The organism is Candidatus Nitrosopumilus sp. (assembly GCF_965223225.1).
Classification (GTDB): domain Archaea; phylum Thermoproteota; class Nitrososphaeria; order Nitrososphaerales; family Nitrosopumilaceae; genus Nitrosopumilus.
In genome coordinates, this window is the sequence record NZ_CBDCVU010000004.1 from 523,711 (window position 1) to 543,134 (window position 19,424).

Annotated in this window: 32 protein-coding genes and 1 tRNA gene; 20 read left to right on the forward strand and 13 right to left on the reverse strand. The window is 32.9% G+C overall.

What is annotated here, in order from left to right; translation table 11 throughout:
* Positions 1–14 precede the first annotated feature (14 nt).
* A complete protein-coding gene (locus tag ACOQN3_RS03385; protein ID WP_420545081.1) occupies positions 15–548 on the reverse strand; it encodes a PAS domain-containing protein in 534 nt (177 codons plus the stop codon).
* 40 nt (positions 549–588) lie between these two features.
* The gene (gene fen, locus ACOQN3_RS03390; protein ID WP_420546589.1) at positions 589–1,611 is read right to left on the reverse strand and encodes a flap endonuclease-1; all 1,023 of its coding nucleotides are present in this window, start codon (positions 1,609–1,611) and stop codon (positions 589–591) included.
* 101 nt (positions 1,612–1,712) lie between these two features.
* Between fen and ACOQN3_RS03395 the strand changes: the two genes are divergently transcribed.
* Together ACOQN3_RS03395 and ACOQN3_RS03400 are read left to right on the forward strand one after the other, a co-directional pair.
* On the forward strand, positions 1,713–1,979 hold the full coding sequence (locus ACOQN3_RS03395; protein WP_420545082.1) for a hypothetical protein: 267 nt from the start codon (positions 1,713–1,715) through the stop codon (positions 1,977–1,979).
* Between the two features lie 51 nt (positions 1,980–2,030).
* Positions 2,031–2,112, forward strand: a tRNA-Ser gene (locus ACOQN3_RS03400).
* Positions 2,113–2,128: 16 nt separating this feature from the next.
* Here ACOQN3_RS03400 and ACOQN3_RS03405 read toward each other — a convergent pair.
* Complete coding sequence (locus tag ACOQN3_RS03405; protein ID WP_420545083.1) at positions 2,129–2,392, reverse strand: hypothetical protein; 264 nt, start codon at positions 2,390–2,392, stop codon at positions 2,129–2,131.
* 100 nt (positions 2,393–2,492) lie between these two features.
* Here ACOQN3_RS03405 and ACOQN3_RS03410 point away from each other — a divergent pair, with 100 nt between their 5' ends.
* Complete coding sequence (locus tag ACOQN3_RS03410; RefSeq protein WP_420545084.1) at positions 2,493–3,779, forward strand: transcriptional regulator FilR1 domain-containing protein; 1,287 nt, start codon at positions 2,493–2,495, stop codon at positions 3,777–3,779.
* A 20-nt stretch (positions 3,780–3,799) separates the two neighbouring features.
* On the opposite strand, the gene ACOQN3_RS03415 is transcribed toward ACOQN3_RS03410, so the two are convergent.
* Positions 3,800–3,946, reverse strand: coding sequence for a hypothetical protein (locus ACOQN3_RS03415; protein WP_420545085.1), 147 nt, complete (start codon positions 3,944–3,946; stop codon positions 3,800–3,802).
* Between the two features lie 178 nt (positions 3,947–4,124).
* Between ACOQN3_RS03415 and ACOQN3_RS03420 the strand changes: the two genes are divergently transcribed.
* Positions 4,125–4,382 (forward strand): hypothetical protein, encoded by a 258-nt coding sequence (locus tag ACOQN3_RS03420; protein ID WP_420545086.1) that lies wholly within the window; start codon positions 4,125–4,127, stop codon positions 4,380–4,382.
* 37 nt (positions 4,383–4,419) lie between these two features.
* Here the strand turns inward: ACOQN3_RS03420 and ACOQN3_RS03425 are convergent, their stop codons facing one another.
* Entirely contained in the window at positions 4,420–4,719 is a 300-nt protein-coding gene (locus ACOQN3_RS03425; RefSeq protein ID WP_420545087.1) for a hypothetical protein, read from the reverse strand.
* A gap of 790 nt (positions 4,720–5,509) precedes the next feature.
* Entirely contained in the window at positions 5,510–5,713 is a 204-nt protein-coding gene (locus ACOQN3_RS03430) for a hypothetical protein (RefSeq protein ID WP_420545088.1), read from the reverse strand.
* 201 nt (positions 5,714–5,914) lie between these two features.
* On the opposite strand from ACOQN3_RS03430, the gene ACOQN3_RS03435 reads away from it, so the two are divergent.
* From ACOQN3_RS03435 to ACOQN3_RS03465, 7 genes are all read left to right on the forward strand, one after another.
* On the forward strand, positions 5,915–6,154 hold the full coding sequence (locus tag ACOQN3_RS03435) for an Lrp/AsnC ligand binding domain-containing protein (protein ID WP_420545089.1): 240 nt from the start codon (positions 5,915–5,917) through the stop codon (positions 6,152–6,154).
* Positions 6,155–6,158: 4 nt separating this feature from the next.
* Positions 6,159–6,692, forward strand: coding sequence for an Lrp/AsnC ligand binding domain-containing protein (locus ACOQN3_RS03440; protein WP_420545090.1), 534 nt, complete (start codon positions 6,159–6,161; stop codon positions 6,690–6,692).
* A 391-nt stretch (positions 6,693–7,083) separates the two neighbouring features.
* Positions 7,084–7,269 (forward strand): hypothetical protein, encoded by a 186-nt coding sequence (locus ACOQN3_RS03445; protein WP_420545091.1) that lies wholly within the window; start codon positions 7,084–7,086, stop codon positions 7,267–7,269.
* A gap of 56 nt (positions 7,270–7,325) precedes the next feature.
* Complete coding sequence (locus ACOQN3_RS03450; protein ID WP_420545092.1) at positions 7,326–7,979, forward strand: nitroreductase family protein; 654 nt, start codon at positions 7,326–7,328, stop codon at positions 7,977–7,979.
* A gap of 48 nt (positions 7,980–8,027) precedes the next feature.
* On the forward strand, positions 8,028–8,261 hold the full coding sequence (locus tag ACOQN3_RS03455; RefSeq protein ID WP_420545093.1) for an Lrp/AsnC ligand binding domain-containing protein: 234 nt from the start codon (positions 8,028–8,030) through the stop codon (positions 8,259–8,261).
* 26 nt (positions 8,262–8,287) lie between these two features.
* Positions 8,288–8,470, forward strand: a complete 183-nt coding sequence (locus tag ACOQN3_RS03460; RefSeq protein ID WP_420545094.1) for a hypothetical protein — start codon at positions 8,288–8,290, stop codon at positions 8,468–8,470.
* Between the two features lie 91 nt (positions 8,471–8,561).
* The gene (locus tag ACOQN3_RS03465; protein WP_420545095.1) at positions 8,562–8,942 is read left to right on the forward strand and encodes a hypothetical protein; all 381 of its coding nucleotides are present in this window, start codon (positions 8,562–8,564) and stop codon (positions 8,940–8,942) included.
* 165 nt (positions 8,943–9,107) lie between these two features.
* Here ACOQN3_RS03465 and ACOQN3_RS03470 read toward each other — a convergent pair whose 3' ends face one another.
* Both ACOQN3_RS03470 and ACOQN3_RS03475 read right to left on the reverse strand, forming a co-directional pair.
* A complete protein-coding gene (locus tag ACOQN3_RS03470) occupies positions 9,108–9,455 on the reverse strand; it encodes a hypothetical protein (RefSeq protein WP_420546590.1) in 348 nt (115 codons plus the stop codon).
* Positions 9,456–9,517: 62 nt separating this feature from the next.
* A complete protein-coding gene (locus ACOQN3_RS03475; RefSeq protein WP_420545096.1) occupies positions 9,518–9,979 on the reverse strand; it encodes an SRPBCC family protein in 462 nt (153 codons plus the stop codon).
* Positions 9,980–10,058: 79 nt separating this feature from the next.
* On the opposite strand from ACOQN3_RS03475, the gene ACOQN3_RS03480 reads away from it, so the two are divergent.
* From ACOQN3_RS03480 to ACOQN3_RS03495, 4 genes are all read left to right on the forward strand, one after another.
* Positions 10,059–11,351: an exonuclease SbcC gene (locus tag ACOQN3_RS03480; RefSeq protein ID WP_420545097.1), complete on the forward strand. Its 1,293-nt coding sequence runs from the start codon at positions 10,059–10,061 to the stop codon at positions 11,349–11,351.
* Positions 11,352–11,382: 31 nt separating this feature from the next.
* The gene (locus ACOQN3_RS03485) at positions 11,383–11,781 is read left to right on the forward strand and encodes a Mov34/MPN/PAD-1 family protein (RefSeq protein ID WP_420545098.1); all 399 of its coding nucleotides are present in this window, start codon (positions 11,383–11,385) and stop codon (positions 11,779–11,781) included.
* 137 nt (positions 11,782–11,918) lie between these two features.
* The gene (locus tag ACOQN3_RS03490; RefSeq protein WP_420546591.1) at positions 11,919–12,188 is read left to right on the forward strand and encodes a hypothetical protein; all 270 of its coding nucleotides are present in this window, start codon (positions 11,919–11,921) and stop codon (positions 12,186–12,188) included.
* Between the two features lie 10 nt (positions 12,189–12,198).
* Positions 12,199–12,507 carry a hypothetical protein gene (locus tag ACOQN3_RS03495; RefSeq protein ID WP_420545099.1) on the forward strand — a complete coding sequence of 103 codons (309 nt, stop codon included), beginning with the start codon at positions 12,199–12,201 and terminating at the stop codon, positions 12,505–12,507.
* Here the strand turns inward: ACOQN3_RS03495 and ACOQN3_RS03500 are convergent, their stop codons facing one another.
* Positions 12,508–13,875, reverse strand: a complete 1,368-nt coding sequence (locus tag ACOQN3_RS03500; RefSeq protein ID WP_420545100.1) for an ABC transporter permease — start codon at positions 13,873–13,875, stop codon at positions 12,508–12,510.
* An 88-nt stretch (positions 13,876–13,963) separates the two neighbouring features.
* Between ACOQN3_RS03500 and ACOQN3_RS03505 the strand changes: the two genes are divergently transcribed.
* Positions 13,964–14,371, forward strand: coding sequence for a hypothetical protein (locus tag ACOQN3_RS03505; protein ID WP_420545101.1), 408 nt, complete (start codon positions 13,964–13,966; stop codon positions 14,369–14,371).
* Here ACOQN3_RS03505 and ACOQN3_RS03510 read toward each other — a convergent pair.
* Positions 14,364–14,978 carry a hypothetical protein gene (locus ACOQN3_RS03510; RefSeq protein WP_420545102.1) on the reverse strand — a complete coding sequence of 205 codons (615 nt, stop codon included), beginning with the start codon at positions 14,976–14,978 and terminating at the stop codon, positions 14,364–14,366. The two genes, ACOQN3_RS03505 and ACOQN3_RS03510, sit on opposite strands and share 8 nt — an antisense overlap.
* Before the next feature lie 75 nt (positions 14,979–15,053).
* The gene (locus tag ACOQN3_RS03515) at positions 15,054–15,260 is read right to left on the reverse strand and encodes a hypothetical protein (protein ID WP_420545103.1); all 207 of its coding nucleotides are present in this window, start codon (positions 15,258–15,260) and stop codon (positions 15,054–15,056) included.
* A gap of 247 nt (positions 15,261–15,507) precedes the next feature.
* Here ACOQN3_RS03515 and ACOQN3_RS03520 point away from each other — a divergent pair, with 247 nt between their 5' ends.
* The 3 genes from ACOQN3_RS03520 (at position 15,508) to ACOQN3_RS03530 (ending at position 17,366) form a co-directional block, all read left to right on the forward strand.
* Positions 15,508–15,741 carry a hypothetical protein gene (locus tag ACOQN3_RS03520; RefSeq protein ID WP_420545104.1) on the forward strand — a complete coding sequence of 78 codons (234 nt, stop codon included), beginning with the start codon at positions 15,508–15,510 and terminating at the stop codon, positions 15,739–15,741.
* A complete protein-coding gene (locus ACOQN3_RS03525) occupies positions 15,741–16,139 on the forward strand; it encodes a hypothetical protein (protein ID WP_420545105.1) in 399 nt (132 codons plus the stop codon). The genes ACOQN3_RS03520 and ACOQN3_RS03525 overlap by 1 nt, the downstream gene beginning before the upstream one ends.
* Before the next feature lie 102 nt (positions 16,140–16,241).
* On the forward strand, positions 16,242–17,366 hold the full coding sequence (locus ACOQN3_RS03530; RefSeq protein ID WP_420545106.1) for a hypothetical protein: 1,125 nt from the start codon (positions 16,242–16,244) through the stop codon (positions 17,364–17,366).
* A 160-nt stretch (positions 17,367–17,526) separates the two neighbouring features.
* Here ACOQN3_RS03530 and ACOQN3_RS03535 read toward each other — a convergent pair whose 3' ends face one another.
* Positions 17,527–18,549, reverse strand: a complete 1,023-nt coding sequence (locus ACOQN3_RS03535) for an ABC transporter permease (RefSeq protein WP_420546592.1) — start codon at positions 18,547–18,549, stop codon at positions 17,527–17,529.
* Positions 18,550–18,725: 176 nt separating this feature from the next.
* Positions 18,726–18,977, reverse strand: a complete 252-nt coding sequence (locus tag ACOQN3_RS03540; protein WP_420545107.1) for a hypothetical protein — start codon at positions 18,975–18,977, stop codon at positions 18,726–18,728.
* 149 nt (positions 18,978–19,126) lie between these two features.
* Here ACOQN3_RS03540 and ACOQN3_RS03545 point away from each other — a divergent pair, with 149 nt between their 5' ends.
* Positions 19,127–19,411 (forward strand): hypothetical protein, encoded by a 285-nt coding sequence (locus tag ACOQN3_RS03545; protein WP_420545108.1) that lies wholly within the window; start codon positions 19,127–19,129, stop codon positions 19,409–19,411.
* Positions 19,412–19,424 lie beyond the last annotated feature (13 nt).

Genomic DNA, 19,424 nt, shown 5'->3' on the forward strand with positions numbered 1-19,424 from the left:
TTTACTCTGATTAGTTATTGTTTTTTTAACACTTCAAAATCTATTTTTGATAGCATTTCAAACATCTTTTTTAGACCATCGTGTTCTGACCTTGAATTTTTATCCAAATTGTCATATTCTTTTTCTTTTATTTCCTCTAGTTTTTTGTTTGCATCTTTTACAAATTTTTGATATTCTCTAATCTGTTCATTACTCATCTTTGTTAAATCAAAAATTACGGTATTACTTCCAATCAAATTTTTATTTTCATCATAAAGACTAGTGGCTTGCAATAATCCTGGAAATGTTGTTTCATCTTGTCGTTTAAAAGTAATTCTTCTGTTGGTGACTTTTCCTGTCTCAAACCATACCTTCAGAGAATTATTCATGGATTCCCAAGATTCTTTTGGAACGTGTTCAAATATTGGCTTTCCGAGTATCTCTGATTTTGCATATCCTAGATTTGCAGCATAAGTTGAATTACAATCTAATATTATTCCAATGGAGTTAATTCTTCTCCACATTATCGGAGCGTCTTTGAGTGTTTTTCTTGCTTCTGTTTGAATCACTTTTTGAAATTATTATTACTGCTTATTAAATTGAAATAATTTAGAACCATTGGTCAAGATTTTGACTCTTCTTCTCCATTGCCTTTCTCAATCTGTTTAATGTTGATTGAACTCTGTCTTGAGAAAAACTCCTTTCTTCTGTCAGGTATTTTGTAATTCCTTCATAATCTACATCATCAAAAATTATTTCTTCTACATCTGCAACATCTGGTTCTAAGAATATTTTTCTTATCTGTTCATAATCTATCTCTTTTAACTGATCTTGTATCTGTGGAATATCTTCTAATCTTGAATACTGTTTTATCATTTTCAAAGCTGTCTTGGGGCCTACTCTATCAAATCCATTTGGATTAAAATCAGTCCCAATCAAAATACCCACATCAATTAGTTCTTCTCTTGTCAATTTTATAGAATCAAGAGTTTTCTGCGTTTCTATTATTTCTGGTACGATATCGATGTATGTGTTCTTGTTTGGGATTTTCCTTCTACCGCTGTTTGTAAAATTACGCACTAGTCTTTTGGCACCGCATAAAATTGAATCAAAATCTTGACTTGCAGATGCATATGCCTGACCCGTATTGGTAAGGTGAGCAGCAGTTGCCTCTCCTTCAGAGGGAGCTTCGATAAATGGAATTCCAAATAATTTTAGTAATTGTTTGGAGTCTTGTACCATCCCATCTTTCATGCTGGTTGTTTGTTGTGCATATTTTCTTGCATCTTCCAAGTTTCCTTCTGCGATTGCTTTTTCATATTTGACGGTCGCATCTTTTTTGATTTGTTTTCTACGCTCAATTTCTGCTGTTTTTAATGATGGTGGTTTCCCATCAAAAACATATACTGGTTTTATTCCCAAAGATAAAAAATTGACATTTCTGTAAAGTAACCCGCTTAGATGACTGGTGATTCTTCCCTCTGAATCCGATAATTGTAATCCATCTGGACCTCTAATACTTGCAAGAAATTGGTATATTGCATTGTATGCATCAATTGCAATTATTTTATTTGAAAATGCCTCTAATGTTGTTTTTTCTCTTATTACAATGTCTTTGAGGTTTAATCCCATGCAAATTTTCATTTATTTATACACTTTTGTATTTTTCTTTGATGTTGTTGTACTCTTCTTGTTGAATTTCCTTTTAATATTGGAATTTTGTTATAAACTCGATGAATGTAGATTTTCCTAATCGTCTCAAGGATAAAATATTTGAAATTAAATCTGATTCAAATAACAACATCTCAAAAATAGTTTCTTATTTCCCATTTTCTGAATCTGAAAAACAAGAAATACTCTTGATCCTAAAAAGAAGATCCTTTGATGGGTTTACTTCTATTTTTGTAGATAGGGTGTCTGCTTCAGAATGGGAGAAAACAAAAGATCAGATTAAAAAAAAATTCAATGACGAACTTTTTGATATCGATAAAAAATTCTAAGTTTTTTCAATAATGGATTTGCTTTATTACCCTGAAAATTCAAGACTTGATGCCAGGTTAGCCAAGTGGTAAGGCGGCCGTCTCGAAAACGGCTACGCGCAAGCGTGCAGGGGTTCGAATCCCTTACCTGGCGTTTCAAAATAAGAAAATTACAACCAAAGTGTTAAATCTGATTCTAACTGTTTTTTGAATTTTGGATTTTTGTATATTTTTTCATCCACATCACATCCTGTTTTGATGATTTTGAAATTGGAATACTTTTGAGAAAATTCTTCGATTTTCCAACAAGGGGAAAACCAATGGAAAAAAACTACTCGTGGATTATGATCTTTATCATCTAAAACAAAAAACCTACACAAGTCATCTGTGATTTCTGATTTACATGTGTCACAACTGCGTGATTCTGGTTTCATTTTTTTCCTCAGGAATGAAAATATAAAAAAAATTAGCAACAAAAGAGATTATAAATAAACCAAATAGTTTAGTAATGTCATTAGGTGAGTAACACCAACAATGAACAAATCAAACAAAAAAGGTTCTGAAAAAAAAAAAACTCCCAATTTGAAGGTAACAAACTATTCTCATGCAAATGACACAATGCAGATTATCTATGGTGCAAAAGATGCCGTTTCTAAAGGAGTTGAATTTATGAAAAATGTAGAAAAAAAAATGGATCTGTGTTTTGACAGCAACGCTCCATCTATTGTATTGAATGTTGATGATTACAAAAATGGATATATTGATGTGAGAAAAAGAGGAGGAAAAATAAGAGTCATTACAGAAATAACCCAAAATAATTTTGAATCATGTAGGGAACTATCAAAAATTGTTGATGAGCTTCGTCATCTTGACAATGTTCAAGGTGGCACTGCAATTAATGAAAAAGAATACATGGCAACTAATATTTTACATGAATCCAAGCCTTTGACTCAGGTTGTATACAGTAACGTTAGTGATATTGTAGAACAACAACAACAATTTTTTAACAGCTTGTGGAAAAACGCTGTTCCTGCTAATCAAAAGATTAAAGAATTTTCTAGAAAAACAAACCCTCAAAAAAATGATCTTTTTTCTGTACTAAGTAATGAATTGCGTCGTTCTATGATTATGGAACTACATGAAAAAGAAATGACTATTTCTCAATTAGCAAAAACTCAAAAAATGACATTGCAAGCAATGCAAAAACATCTTCCTAAGCTAATTGATGCAAAAATTATTCAAAAGAAAAACAATGGTAAAGGCTACTTAACTGAAATAGGTCGTGTTTTGATAATGAACCTTTCTTCAATAGACTTTTTATCTGATAACAAATCTTTTCTGCAAAGTCATTTGCTATCTTTGTTACCTGTTCAATTTTTGCAGAGAATTGGAGCTTTAGAAAACTTTGAAATTGTATCTCCTAGCATGAATGATACTCTATTTGATGAGTTTTTTAGTGAATCCAAGAAATATGTAAAGATTCTTTCAAAACAACCTTATTTTGTTTTAGATGATAAACTAACTTCCAAAATAGTAGAAAAAAAGGTCAAAATATCCTATATTGCTGATGAAAATTCCTCTTTTTCTTCAAAAAATGATGCTACAGGAATCTCTGATAAGAAATCTCAAATTTCTTCATATTTTGAAATGAAAGTGACAAAAAATATGCCTCTTTTGTTGTGCGTTTCTGAAAAAGCAGCATTTCTTGCACTATTTTATGAAAATGGTTCCATTGATTTTGATAATGTTATGTTTAGCAAAGATCAAAGATTTGTCTCTTGGTGTAGTGATTTGTTTGACTATGAGTGGAAGTTGTTGTGAACTTTTCTAGGTTTTTCTAATTACTTTTTGTTTTGGTTTTTCAACATTGTGTTTATTACATGAGAATAACTGATAGACTTGTTTTCTTTCTGAATCATTCTTGCCTGTATCTGTCGTAATTTTTTATCCAAATCATCATCGATCATTATGGTTACTCTTTTTGCCATATTGTAGTACATCAAAAACCATTTGAATAAAAACTATTACATCAATTTTGTCTAAGATGTAAAGTTCTGGTAAAAAATTTGTTAATCTGTATTCATATATGCGTCATCTTTTTTTAAAAGTGACTTGAACCCTTTATTCCAGCTTAGTACAAGAAAATATGGTGAAGAAATTGTTTTAGTGACTCAAGCACTAATTGATTTAGAAAAGGAATGTAATGTCAAAAATGGATATCAAATTGAAGAACCTTTTACAAAGTTTGGCTGGACTTTTTTTAACATTCAATTAAGTGAAGACCTTGTTGACATAATTGAAAAATCTGGTATGATGAAAGGCGCGTTGGGTTACCGAATAGGTGAACAGTTAACAAATTTTGTTGGACATTATCTTGAATCTAAGGGTAGTAATGTAAGAATAAAGAAGATCGATTATGGTTGATTTTTGAAATTTAATTTGTTTTTAGGTCATTTCTTTTTCAATTCTTTTTTCTTGTGATTGTTTTCATTCTTTTTTCTTGTTTGTTTTGTTTTTCATGTATGTGCCATTTTCGTTTCCATGCTACAAAGATGGGTATTGCTATTGGTCCTAAAAGGATCAAGAAGGCCGGTGTATCTAATGGATTCTTCCAAAAAGCGTCTGATGCCTTTTGTTTGGTTATTTCTGGGGTTTCTTCAAGAGAAAAATACACAATTTCTTCCTTGTCTTCTCCATAAACATGCCCAAAATTCATTATTACGATAGTCATGATGAATGATGCTACTAAAGTAGGTTCCAATAAGCAATATTTTCCTCTTTTATAATAAAGAATTTCTATTTTTTTGATCTGTTATTGTAATCAATGGTACTAGTACCTACTAAAAATTTTAGTACAACTTAAATATTATTTTGATGTAGTTTTTTTGTATTAAACGTCCTAATCGTTTAATTTTCACGTACCGACCAATTGCCTGCCTGGCTGGACCTAGGAGTTGTTTTCACAGTCAGGTCATTTCTTCTTAAAAAAATCACTTGAACATCTCATGATTTCTTCATTATTTTTTCATTTTCTGTTGTTGAAACATCTATAGTCTCTAATGCCAAACATTATAGTTGATGATCTCGCCGAATAACAATTTTAATTTTAAATTTTCATTAATTGAAATTTTTACGATTATTTGAATGCCTGACTTTATTTTGAATTACTTTTGTTGGGTGTATTACTAACATGGTACGACATTTGAATTATTTTTTATTTTCTAAAGAATTTTTCCATTTTTAATCTGTGTCTTGATGATAACAAAGTTAACAATGTTTTCATAGAACCTTTAAACAATAATTCAAAAATTATTTCATGAAAGAAAAAGATAATATAAAAAATGTGGATTTCAAATGCTCTTGTTTCTTAACACTGTAGGTGATTTTAATGTTAAACAATGAGAGATGTAAGATATGTAAAAAAGATACAAGATACTTTCGAGGTACTTGTTTTAATTGTAGACGAAAATTTTGGGATGAGTATTCTCTATGAAGACTTGTTGTTTCTATTTATAATCAAGCAATAACTTTTCAAACTATCTATCTTCTATTCAAGGAGTACACTTCCAAATATCATAAGATTCTAACAAACCTTTGATTGCATGTTTGTATTGATCTGATTGCTGATCCTTGATTTGTAATGTCTTTCTAATCTCTCTTTTTCTTAAATTTCTTTCAACTTCTATTCTATGTTTTACACAGTATAGACCTGCTTCTTGACACTCTATACAATTAAGATATTTTGTATAGTTCACTTTTGAAAATCATTTCATATTGGTTATAGGTTTGTCGTGCAATTCATCTATTCTTTTAATTTGATACTTTGTATGAATAATTCATTTTTGTTAAAATTTATTCTTAAAGTTTTATTATTTATACAAATATTTTCTAATATTACTTACAAATTTTACTTAAAATTGAAAATAGTTTAAATAATTTTTATTCGTAGTTTCATTATGGAAACTGCTTATGTCTTGGTTAATTGTGATCTTGGTTCTGAAGGATCTGTTATTGAAGATCTAAAACACATAGATACTGTTAAAGAAGTACATGGAACTTTTGGTGCTTATGATATAATTGCAAAAATTGAAAATCTTGAAAGAGAGAAACTCCGAGATACTATTACTTGGAACATACGTAAAATACAGCATGTTCGTTCTACTCTTACTCTGATGGGAATCAAAGGACAAAGCTAAAGACATGGATGCAAAAGCATTTGTTTTAATTGTTAACGAATCTGGTAAAGAAGATTCTGTTCTATCTAACCTAAATGGAATCTCAAGTGTAAAGAATGCATTTGGGACTTTTGGTGCTTATGATATAATTGCAAAACTAGAATCTGAGAATGAAGATAATATCCAAAAAGACATCTCTGACAAAATACGAAAAATATCTAACATCAGATCTACTTTGACACTGCTTGTAGATTCCAAACCTGGAATTTCAAAAACAAATAGATCAGAAGAAAAAGTTTTGGAGGATCATATGGCACAAGCATATGTTTTGATTCGCTGTTCTACAACAAACGAATCTGACGTATTAAAAAATTTGAAACAAATTCCTGAAATTATCTCTGCTGATATTCTGGTTGGAAATTATGAAATAATCTGCAAAATAGTGGCCCCTACATATAATGAAATATCTCAAATCATTAGTACAAAGATTCGAAAAATTCCCAATCTTAAATCTACAACCACAATAAATGTGATCCATAACCAAGGATTCAACAAGTAGAGTTTCTGTTGATTTACAGTTCAATTTTGATGCGTAAAAAATTAACAATAAAGTGTGTTAAATTTATTCAGCATTGAGTTATTTTGGATTTGCCTTTATAAAAAAATGAAACCACCGGTTGGAATCCCTGGTGTTGATGTATTTTACATCAATAACATATGTGATAAATGCAATAGGCATTTTCTCATACAAGATGAAGTAAAAGAACATCAAAGAACATGTAGGGTATAATCAATTTCCAAAAAGCCGTTTTTTTCTATCCTTCCTTAGACGATTCTCTTTTTTTTGATGTTTACTGTATGTTCTAAAAGATCTTCTACTTTGAATATTTACATCTATTATGCCTAATTTTTATTCAAAATTTTTAAGTTGAATCAATTAACAAAATCTATTGACAAGTACCACTGAATCCAAAATTTCTGAATCTGGAATCCCTCTTGCTGAGTTAATAGCACACTTTCGAGAAAAATGTAAGGTATGTGGTCATCATCGAATAATGCATAATGATCTTGGATCTTGTGAGGGTGTGATGAATAAACCATGTAGTTCCGGATGTGATCACTTTGATCCAGAATGATAGTTGATTTTTACTTCAATCCAATTCTTTAATAGGATAATTTTCTAAGTTTATCTGTGAATTCTGATAATAATGGCGAACCAGAAAAGATCTATCCTCAAGGATATGAGCCTGAAACCGTCCCAGATAAACCTGATGTCATGATTAGAAACCAGCTGCTGAATCTTATCTTGCAGTCTGGACCATCAGAAGTAGTTGATACTGATCTTTTTGCGGTCATGGCAAAACGTCGTTCAACACGCAAGTTTTCTGATAAACCAGTTGAAACTACAAAAATTGATAAAATTATTGCAGCTGCTGACACTGCACCAACTGCTGGCAATTACCAAGGCTTTGAAATCTTCTATGTTAAAGGTCCTGAAAAGAAAAAATTGTTGGTTGATGCATGTAATGGTCAGCCTTATGTGAACGCACCAGTTGTTCTGGTTTTTTGCAAAAATCCCTCTAGAGTTAAATTTGATTTTCCAGAATATGTGCTAAAAAAATTTGCCATTCAAGATGCTACATTGGCTGCTGGATATTCTCAATTGGCAGCTCAGGCACTAGGATTGAGTTCAATTTGGATAGGCATGTTTGATGAACAAAAAGTAATGGATGTCATTGGAACTGACTTGATCCCTTCATCTGTTTTGTGTATTGGTTATCCAAAACAAACAAAGTTCCCAAAACCAAGGCGAAATCTCAAAGATCTAGTGCATGTTGTTTGGTGATCCTGAAAATCTCCATCTTTAAATAATCATTGATCTTTGTCATTATTAATGACTGATGCATATGTAATGCTTAACTGTGATTTGGGAGCAGAGGCTGAAATTATTGAAAAACTACAGGAACTAGAACAAGTAACTGCTGTTTTTGAAACTATAGGAACTCATGATATGCTGGTAAAATTACAAGCAGAAAATTTCGAAAAGGTTAGGGAAATCGTGTCTTGGAATATCCAAAAATTACCAAAGGTACGCTCAACTTCGACTTTGATAAAAAAAGATAATTAAGTTAAACTACCTCTCAATACATCAACATGACTGATGATAAGCAAAACGAAATTGATAATTTAATTGACGATATGATATCCAGTGGAGATGAATTAGTAAAAAATCTACAAAATGTTCTCCCCAAAACTCTCTCCGAATCTGTAACCATGTTTCATGAATCAAATGTTGTAAATCTAAAAAAAATCAAAAAAATTCTTAACAAATCCTGACCACTGCATTTTATGGAATTTAAAGAACCAGTATCTTTGATACCTATTATTTCTACTATATCTTTTTTAATCATTATTTGACATTAACTACGTGATTAGATCTAGGACTTTGTGTATTACAGTTAAAAAAAATATTGGAGATGCATTTGATGCAATCTTGAAAATTCCACCTAAGATGATGCCAGATGCAAAATTAAATGATGATGGTTGGTGGTCATTTACAGGACCTCATGGGAAATCAAAACTAAAGTTCAATGAAAATAGAGATTTTGGTATTTTAGATCATAATTATGAGGATGAAGAATCTGTTTGGGATGTTCCTATGAGGGTAGTCTCAAGTGGGGATTATTCGGAGGTTATGATCACTTTGAATAAACCTTCTCAACTATCTGATAAGCAATTTGATCAGAGGATGTCTGAGATTGGTCAAATGGTAGATTCTATGAAAAACATTATTGAATCTGAATCCTGAAAATACTTTGCTTATTTTTAGAATAATCATGCGCTTAAATGTAAATTTTGCAATAACTATTTGATTAAAATGCCTTATGAAGAAATCTATTTGCAACGATTGGAAGAAGAAGACCCAGAAGATTTTAAGAAATTAAAATTTAAAAAATCTCTTATGGGCTGACTCTTATTTTTTGTCTGATTCATCAGAATCACTATTCTGGCTGTTTGTGTTGTTGTTTCCAGGACCTATCATGTCTTCTGGCCTTACTTTGTTATCCCAATCTCCTTTCACTCCCTTTACCAATGATATTATTCCTGCAATGATGAATCCTATGACGACTCCAAAGAATACTGTCTGATCAAAAATCTTGTATGAACAATTGATTTCTACTGGCGGCATATCTTCTGAATATTCGTAACATGTCCCAAATTCATTTGATTCAAACGTTGCAGCTTGATAACTTTCTCCTAATGTTCCTAAAATGATAAATCCTACAAAAATTAACCCAATCCCGATAATGGTAAATCGCATGTCACTCATACGTTTTTTTTAAATTAATCGTATTTACACTTTAGTCTAAAACAGTCCTGGTGTTATTTTTCTAGTTGCTCTTTCAGGTTTTCAAGTGATGCCTCATAAAATGATCCCATGAATGCCAGAAACTCTAAAAATTCTTTTTCGGGCATTTTCTTGCTGTTTAGGTATGACTGCCACGTTACAATGATGTTATTTTTTGATTTTATCTTTATCGATATTGTTGCGACATATGCGCGCAATGGTAATCCTTCAGTTGCAATGTATGTGAAATATTCCTTATCTTTCCATGCAACGACATGTTCCTCTATCTGACTTTTGTCTGCAAATGTAATTAATCTGATTGTTCCTACTCCTTTTTTTGTACGTGAAAGATAAACTGTTTTTTTAACATCTATTACCCATTTTGGGAGACCTGCAATATCACTTATTTTTTTCCAAACCTTTTCTTTTGCAGCCTTGATTGTTATTGTTTTTTTTATCGTTCCTGTATGAAATGTTCTATTTGACACTCTTACCATTTATCATTTAAAAAAATTCATAGAGTTTTAAATTTTTATTATAACACATTTTTTAATCCCTTATTCTTTATAATACCAAATGGTATTTGGATGGGGAAAAAAGAAGCAAAAGGAAATCCCTCAAAAATCTGACGTTCCTACCCCTCAAAGTAAAGAAATTTCCTTATCTGATGTACCTACGACTGTTTCTGAAATTCAACAACTACGTACAACTCAGACGCTATCTGAGATAAAACATTTGAGAAATAGTACCCAACCACTAATTGATGAATTAATCAAAATAGGTAGTTTACTCTCAAAAGATAATCTTAAAATTGATGATATTGATAAACATCTTGCAATAATTGTAGTCAGAGGAAAAAAACAGGTTATAGATGTGATAAAAAAAGATGTTACCCATCTACCTGAATTATCTTCTATTGATGACGTAAAGAAACTAAATTCTTCTTTAAATCAAATTCTTAAAAAAGTTGGAGATGTGTTGGGACGACAAACTCGAGTAATTCACATCTTTGCAAAAAAATATGCCAGTCAACTAAAAGATAATCTTGAAGTTATGAATTCTAACCATTCTGAAATTGACAAACTGATTAAAAATTACGATTCCACCAACCTACTTGCTTCAGAAATAAATGATCAGATAAAACAAATCAAATCACTTGAAAATTCAAAAATTGAAAAAGTAAAAAAACATTCTGATTTTATAGAACGCCTAAATTTATTGGATAAAGAAATTTCAAAGCTTGAAAAGGATATTGACCAAACAAAGTCATCTGATGAATACAAAAACTATCTTGATTTAAAAAACAAACTTGAATTATTTAATGAAAAAAAATTAAAGATAAAAAATGACATTGATTCTCAGTTTACAAAGATCTCTCGACCTCTTGGGAGATATGAGTACGGCTCCTCGTTAGAAAAGGATCAAAAAATACTTTTGACTCAATTAGTGGAGAACCCGTTTGATGCCCTTCTTCCTAAAAATAAAGACAACGTGATTATTATCTTGGAAAATGTACGAAAAGCAATTTCTGCTGGTTCTATCTCTGTAAAAGATGTTGAAAAATCTCTTTCTTACATAACTGAAACAGAAGAAATGCTTGATGAATTTGCCAAAAATGTGTCTGAATTTTTAGAGGAGCAAGAACGGCTCACTAATGAATTAAATTCATCTTATCCTCAAAACTTAACCTCCCTGGAAACAGATCTTTCTAAACACCTTTCTGACAAAGAAGATTTTACAACCAAGTTTAGTTCAATTGAAGATGATCTTTCTGAAATAAAAACAAAAATTCCGCGACTTATTTCTGAAATCGAATCTAATCTAAGGACACTCTCAAACACCAGATACACTGTATTATCTTCATCTTAAAACTAAATTAGCTCTGAAATCAATTATCTGTATGTTCCTGAAAAAGAAAAAATTTGAACGTAAAGTTTTGTTAAGAAAAGATGTTCTAGATAGCATTTTATCTTATTGTCAGATGAAGCATCCCGATGAAGGGATTCTGATTCTGAAAGGAAAGTCCAAAAACGGCGAAATCAAAATTGATGGACTAGTTGTTCCTCCGTTTGATTATACTGGTTCTACCTTTGCAGGCTTTCCTCATTCTTTTTTACCTTTTGATATGAGCTATGTCGGTATAGTGCATTCTCATCCTAGTGGAAGTGCTGAACCTTCTGTTACTGATCTCAATAATTTTTTTGGTTTGATATTGCTAATTGTAACATCTCCTTATGATGATGATTCAATTTTTGCATGGGATAGTGGTGGCAATTCTGTTCCTCTTGCCATTGATTAGATTACTTTTTAATCAAAGCCCAAAAAAATTGACAAAACTTTATAAGCTTTTTTCGAAGTAATGATAATGTATTGTTTAATTATAAGTCGTATTTGACATTTCTATTTGCTTCACTTGCAATAAGCATAGGTTTGCAGATGATTCTTCCTTTCCCATATGGATTAGGTGCTGCCCTGGCAATTTTTATTGCATTTCCATTATTGCTGAGAAGAAAATACATGAATCGTATGCGTGGTTATGGTGGAAGCGGTTCTGGCTCTGGAGGTGGAAGCGGTGGAGGCTTCTTTGGAATGGGCTCTAATGCTGGCTCTGGCGGTGTTAGATATGTTTGTCTTGTATGCAACAATAAACACAAGGGTGGTTCATGTCCACGCTGTGGCTCAAAAATGCAACGTGCTGATTTCTGACTGAAATAAAATGTCCCTTGATGATATACGTAAAAAAGTAATTTTTCACAATTCGGTTGATGTTTGGATTGCAGCGTGTGGCGAAAAAAATATTCCCTGGACAAATACTGAAGATTACAAAAAATTCATTTCCCACTTGCTTGAAAATAATTTGAACCTCAAGGCCTTCAATCTATGTGCACACGATGCAGGAGCAACTGAAGAGGAAAAAACAAAATTTGCAGAAACTCTTGCTGAAACAAAAGACGATCCTAACTCTTTGGTTTATACCATCAAATTGAGTGATAGTGCGTTAGGAATAATACGAAGCTACTTTTGATCATCGTTTTAACTTTGGATTCACTATTGCATCTAGTGCGTTCCCAATAAACACAAATGCCAAACCTGTAATTGCAATCATGATTCCTGGCGGAACAATCCACCACCATAATCCTCTAGCCGCTGCACCAAATGTATTTGCGTCATGAAGAATTTGTCCCCATGTGGGAAATGTTGGGTCTCCTAAACCCAAAAAACTAAGTCCCGCTTCTGTGGTGATTGCAGCTGGCACTGAAATTGCTATGCTTGCAAAAGCATAAGGCAACAATTGTGGTAATATGTGCTTGAGAATTATCTTGGAGTTTTTTTGACCCATCATATTTGCTGCATCTACATATCCCTTGGTCTTAATTTGAAGAGACATGCTTCTGGTAACTTTTGCTATTCCTACCCAACCAAATATCATTAGAAATCCTATCATGACAAAGATACTGTTGCTTATCGTCACTGATAATATGATCAAAAAGGGTAGTGCTGGTAAAGCGTATACCACATCATTGAACCTCATCATCACTTCATCGGTCTTTCTTCCTTTGAATCCTGCATAAACTCCATAAAGTAATCCTGCGACAACTGATGCAATCGATACTGCAAGACCAATAAACAAAGCAAGGGGTGTTCCCCATAACAAGCCAATTGCTAAATCCCTACGTAACTCATCTGTTCCCATGATTCCAAAGGCTTTTCCACCTATGATTAATTTTGATTCTGAAATCTGATTGTTTGTATTTGTACTGTACATATCTATGACAAAGATGTAGTTTCCCTTCAGTGGTTCATTTTTATCCATTTTTGAAAATAAAATATCTTCAGATGACATTCTATCTAATTCAAAAGAAAAATTTTCTGACTGTAATGTTATGTTCTTCTTTATGCTGGAATCTGTAGAAAATATTTTCTGACTGTGACTTTTTTCTAAATCTGAATGTGGCATTGAGGTTGATACTAAATTAAATTTAATTCCGTCTGGTCTAATTACAGATATTTGCAATAACGGCGATCCTGAATATTCTGATGAAAATTCATAGATGAAATCATTTGGAAATTGGTCATACTCAAAAATAAACTCAAATACATGAGATGTTAGATGCGTATCTCCTGTTGAAATTGTTTGAACTATTGGATTTTCCAAAATCAAATGCTCTGGAATCTTTTCAATCAATAACATATTGAACCAAATTGGCATAGCAATTTTTGGATTTGAAATCCAGTTGCTTGGATTGTTCCATTCTTGAAATGTGTCAATCGGAATTAAAACAATGGTTACAATTGAGGTGATTATGAGAATAGTCAAAATTGCTATGCCTGCTAACCCGATTTTACTTTTGAGAAACTCTTGTCTGATCTCATTTGGGGTGAAACTACTCATTGGGATGTCTTCACCCTTGGATCAAAGTGTTCGCATTCATACTCACCCTTTGAATGCTTATTAGCCAAAATGCCACAAAAATACCGTAATGTCGTCGTCATACCTTGACAAGCCATTGACTAGGGAATCGTATTTCGAGCATATAAGCTCAAAGTCTCACAGTCACAAGGTAAACACGCGGATTGCATCGGATCTGTTGTTTGGTCAGGAATCCGGAAGCACCGACTTGAAGGTCTATCCTGTTGTCAACCAGCTTGGAATTGCAGTAGAGGATAATGTTTCATTTACAGTCGGTACAAGTGGTATGATGGCAATTCCAACACATAACATGGTAACTTCACCAACAGCTGCACAGCTTGACGCGGAGTTTGGTGATCACAAAGGTGCGGCGGGACTTGATGAACCGACAACTCCGGGTACTGACAACGCAAGATTGTTTGTAAGAAATTCAGATGGTAGTTGGTATTCATTTAATGCATCAGCGCGATTTACTTAGAACTGATTTGTCCTCTAAACCATTCCATCTGTGTCTTTATCATTTCTATAAATTCTCCAGACATGGAAGTAATCTGTTCTCTAAGTCTGTTTATCTCATTCTTTAGTTCTTTATTTTCCAATTTCAGTTCTGTAATTTCATTTTGCATTCTCTTGTTTTCCATTAACAATTTGTCTACTTCAGTTGATGTTGGTGGTTGTTGAGGTTGAGGAGTATCATTGTATTTTTCACCAACCATAATTACACCTTTCATCCACGGATGTACCATGCAGAAATACTCAATCTCTCCAATGGTTTCTGCTTTCCATTTGTATGAGTTATCTACCATGAGCAGACCTGTGTCAAACTCACCTGATGGTCCTCCATCAGGATCACCGGCTGTCCATGTGTGAGCTGTAGTGTCTGTGTTCTTGAAAACAACAATACCGCCGGCTTCCACAAAGGCAGTCTTAGGATAATAACATCCGTCAGATGTCTGCTCACATCCTAGTGCGCCTGAACCTGGGGCCGGTGTGATTGTTACTTTGTTATCGAAAGGTGTCTTTGTGGGTGCGTTATCTGTGGACTCTTGTGCAAAAGACATTGGTACTGCAACCACAAAAAGCATACCTAAAATGAAACTGAATTTTAATACAGATATCACTACTATGATTCAAAGAGGGCTTGTAGTTATGAGTTACTATTATTTCCTCTCAATCGTCAGCTTGCCTGTCTTCGGATGGGCCTTTGCCTCAAACTCCACGTCCTTTAGCTTGTCATCGTCCCAACCCATCAGCTTGATGACGTCTGGGGGAATGACAAACACATACTTATGATATTCAGTAATACCTTTCTTCGTCTCTCGTTTTTTATCAAATTGTTTTTGAAGCTTCAATTCTTGTTTAATCATTACCTATTGTAGGTACCGATATTTAATAAGCATGTCGGAACCGACACTTATTTATGTCGGCCCGACAATATACTATTATGCAAAAAACAATCAACCAAATCACACCAAGAAAACAGAAAATTCTGGGCATTGTTTACAAGTCCAACAGTGCCTTTCTCCAAAAGGTCGTCTCAGACCGCGGAGGCTTTGATCCGGACATCCGCATCGCAGCCCACCTGGAGCTTCAACGAAGGAGGCTGCTAGATTGATGCCTTTCGAAATCATCCAGTCCGAAAAAAACAGATGGGCCGTCATCGCAGACGGCTTTGACACTGGTATTGATGCCATGAAATACTGTGACCAAATAGAAGAGGCACTTGATTTCATCAAGAGATTTGATGAGGCACAGGCAGCAGCTGATGCAATCAAGCAACCGGATTACGTCAAGGCACAACTGTTGCTTGATGAACTTGAAGACGAAAAGGAAATGGTGACAGCATAATGATGTATCCAAAGGTCAGACTGTCGACAAAACTGATTCCAAAATATCTGGAGAAGGTACCTGATTCATCCCGTGACAAAAAGTATGAGGAACAGGCATCACAACTTTCCAGTCAAGATGAACAGAAAAAAACAGAACTCATTGCAGGTCACTATTGTGACATCATCGAAACACACCGTAAGGATGATCTGAAAAGATTTCTCAGACTGCTCAGAGAAGACATTCCGGATGACTATGTGCTTGACAGGGCTCGGGAGATTCTGCTGGATGTTGAACTGAATACATTTGCCATGGATTATGATGACTCTGTCATTTCAAGACTTGATGAAGTGATTGAGTGTATTGACAGTATGGGAACGATTCTCAAGGCAAAGCGGCAGGGGTTCTTTGACAGATAACAACATAGTTACCTGCCACTTTTGTGGTGGTAAGTTGTAGAGATGAACCGGAAGTAATACTATTTGAAAATTTAAATATATGATATTAAGATAAAATTACTCTTGTCTCCTATTTCTGTTCTCGGCATTTCTATAATAATTGGATTTACAATTGCAGGATTTTTTCATTATTTGACTATTATCAACAGTGATGAACTTGAGAACAAAATTGAGATATTAAACCGATCTGTCGAATCTCTAAAATCAATTAACAATAATCTAACTGAAGAAAAGATGATGTTAAACAATGACAATAAACAATTAATGAAAGAATTACAAGAGGGAAAAAACACCAAGTCTAATCTTGAAGAACAATTAACTACACATATTTCTGAGGTGGCATTTTTGAATACACAAATTGACGATTTGAATAACATAATTGATGATCTGAATATACAAATTGACGATTTGAATAAGGAAACTGAAAATCTTATTTTTGGAAAATCTGATAATACTGTTGAAAATAGTCAAATAGAGGTGGATAATTTGAAAAAAGAAATTCAGTTAAAGCAGTCAGAACTTGATAATTACGAAGAAGAAAAAAATAATCTCCAAATGCAATTTGACGAGTTTAAAGAAAACGTTTGTCCACAAGGTGAAATAATTAATGATGTTTGTATGTCGGAAATGCCTGAAAAAATAATTTTAAAATCAGGGTACTCTTCATTTTCTGATTCTCCCTTTGCAAATATTGAATCTGATTTGACTTTGTTTGAGTTGGAAGATTTTGAGGAAAATGAATGGGAAGTAAAGGGCGTCAGTGTAAATGTAGGCCGAATCTTAAATCCTGAATTTGCAACAGCCGTTAGTTCGGTAGATGGTGATGATGGAAATATTGATGGTGATGGTTATTCTGGACATTCATATCATTCAGATAAAGATAACAACTATCTAATTTTTACCTTTGATGAAAACCTTCTTGGTGATTTACCCACTCATGTTGGAATTGTTGTTACTGACAATACTTGGGCAGAGAACAGTCCTGAAAATGTCGAATTAATGTTTATGGTTATGGATGTTGATGGTAAAGTGGTCCAAAATCAAATTATTCCTCACCAGAATATTGGGCCACCTACATCTGATGATCTATTTGTTGGAGCAATATATGATAAAGGAATTAAACAAATGTATGTAGGTTTTAGCTATGGTTCAATCGAAATTGATCATGTTCAATTTGGAATCAAATAAACATTTCTCGTTATCTGATTTTCAACAATTTTTCTCATGCAATACTTTGCATTCTTGAATTCTTTGAACAAGACGTGATTTGAAGAAATGAGAGTCAGATTCAACGCAATTATGGTCCAAATTAGTAAAGATTCAATCCGATAATGCGTTACAAATAGATTCAAGTGTTAGTACTGGTGCGGATTCTTGGATCAAAGTAACCATAAAGCAAGTCTGCTATGAATATGCTGACTAGAAAAAATACAGTAAGTATGTATGTTGCACCAATGATTACTGGTAGATCCATCACTGTGATTGCCTCAAAATACAGTCTTCCCATTCCTGGCCAATCAAACACTGCTTCTGTGATTATTGCTCCACCAAGTGATCCTGATAGACTCAAAGCTAAAATGGTGACAATTGGTGGTGCAGCGTTTTTTAGAGCATGTGAATATACAATTTTTTTCTGATTGATTCCTATTGTTTTTTTTGCAATGATATAGTCTTCTTGCATTATTCCCACCATGAAATTTCTTACAAGATATGCCCAAGATCCAAATCCTATCATTACGATTGTTATTATTGGTAATGTCATATGATATAGTAAAGCAACCAAATATCCAGGTTCTGATGGACCAATATCTGGTGTAGCTCTTGAAGGAAAGATTTGATATGTAAAGGAGAATAAAAATATCATTAACATTCCTATCCACCATACTGGAAAACTGGAACTAATTATTGCAAAACTTGACGTAAATCTGTCTACTAATGAACCTACTTTGTTTCCTGAAATTGATCCCAAAAAAATTCCTATGATTGAGATGATTATTGTGGCACTTGTAAATAATAACACTGTTCTTGGCAGTTTTTCAAAAATTATGTCTTTTACATCCGATGATCCAGAATCACTACTCAGAAATGTCGCATGCCCAAAATCTAATAATAAAATCTTGTACATTGTTAATCCTATTCTTTTTGGTGAATACCATGGCTGATCTAACCCTGTTTCCTTAATCCGTTGGTCAATACTATTCTGTACAAATTCTTCAAATTCTTCTACTGTTGAAAAACTTTTAGCTATTCCGGGATTTTCGGTAATTTCACTTCGCACTTGAAATGTAATTCCTTGTTTGAGTATTGTATCCATGTTGGAACCTACTAGTGCTATTGTGATGAATAATGTGATCATTAACACCCCAAACATTGTAATTCCTCTTGTTATGATATACCGTTTTAATCCCACACTCTAAAATGAGAAAAACAGGTTATAATGATTATCTAAATTCATCTCGTTCATTAGTACAAATAATTTCAGATTTGTGATTTTTTCTTTTTATCTCTTATTTGCCTGTAATTATTATTGATCAATATTTTCCAAAACTATTTCTTGTAACTTGTGATGTATTCTAAAAAGTCCTCTTTTCTCCTCTTTCTCATTAATGAGATTCTTCTTTTTGGTTTTGTAGCTCTGGGTTTTGTTCTTAATAGATGTCCGCAACATGGACACCATAATCCTTCCCACGTGATGAATGTCTCACATTTGTGACATCTTTTTTGTCCCTGTTCGTACCTTCCTCCTTCATATGTATTGATTTTTGATTTGTATTTTTTACAATTGCCAATACACTGCATACTGACTCTGAGTACAGGTAATACTAATGATTGTCGTTATTTTTTTTGAATTTTATACTGATCGAAATTTGAAATATTTGTTATCTTGTATTATCTAAATCTCTTTTTAATTTAAAAAATGTTATAGTTTAGTTTACTCATATACTCATATGACGCAAACAAAATTTGATCCAGATGTACTGAATCTAACAAAACCTGAAATATTGAATTTCTGTGATCGTGTTTTAAAAAAATGGAATAAAGATCCAACTGCGAATGCTCAAAATATCCTAGCTATGAATGCAGTCAAAACAAGTATTTTATGGACTGATGACCAATCGCTAAAAGCAATTTGGGGTGAAATTATTCAATGGACATTTGAATTGCTTTATGAGAATGCTATGGCAAAAGAGGATAAGGAATGGGCAAATACCATGAAAAAATTAAAAAAATAAAAAATAACGATAA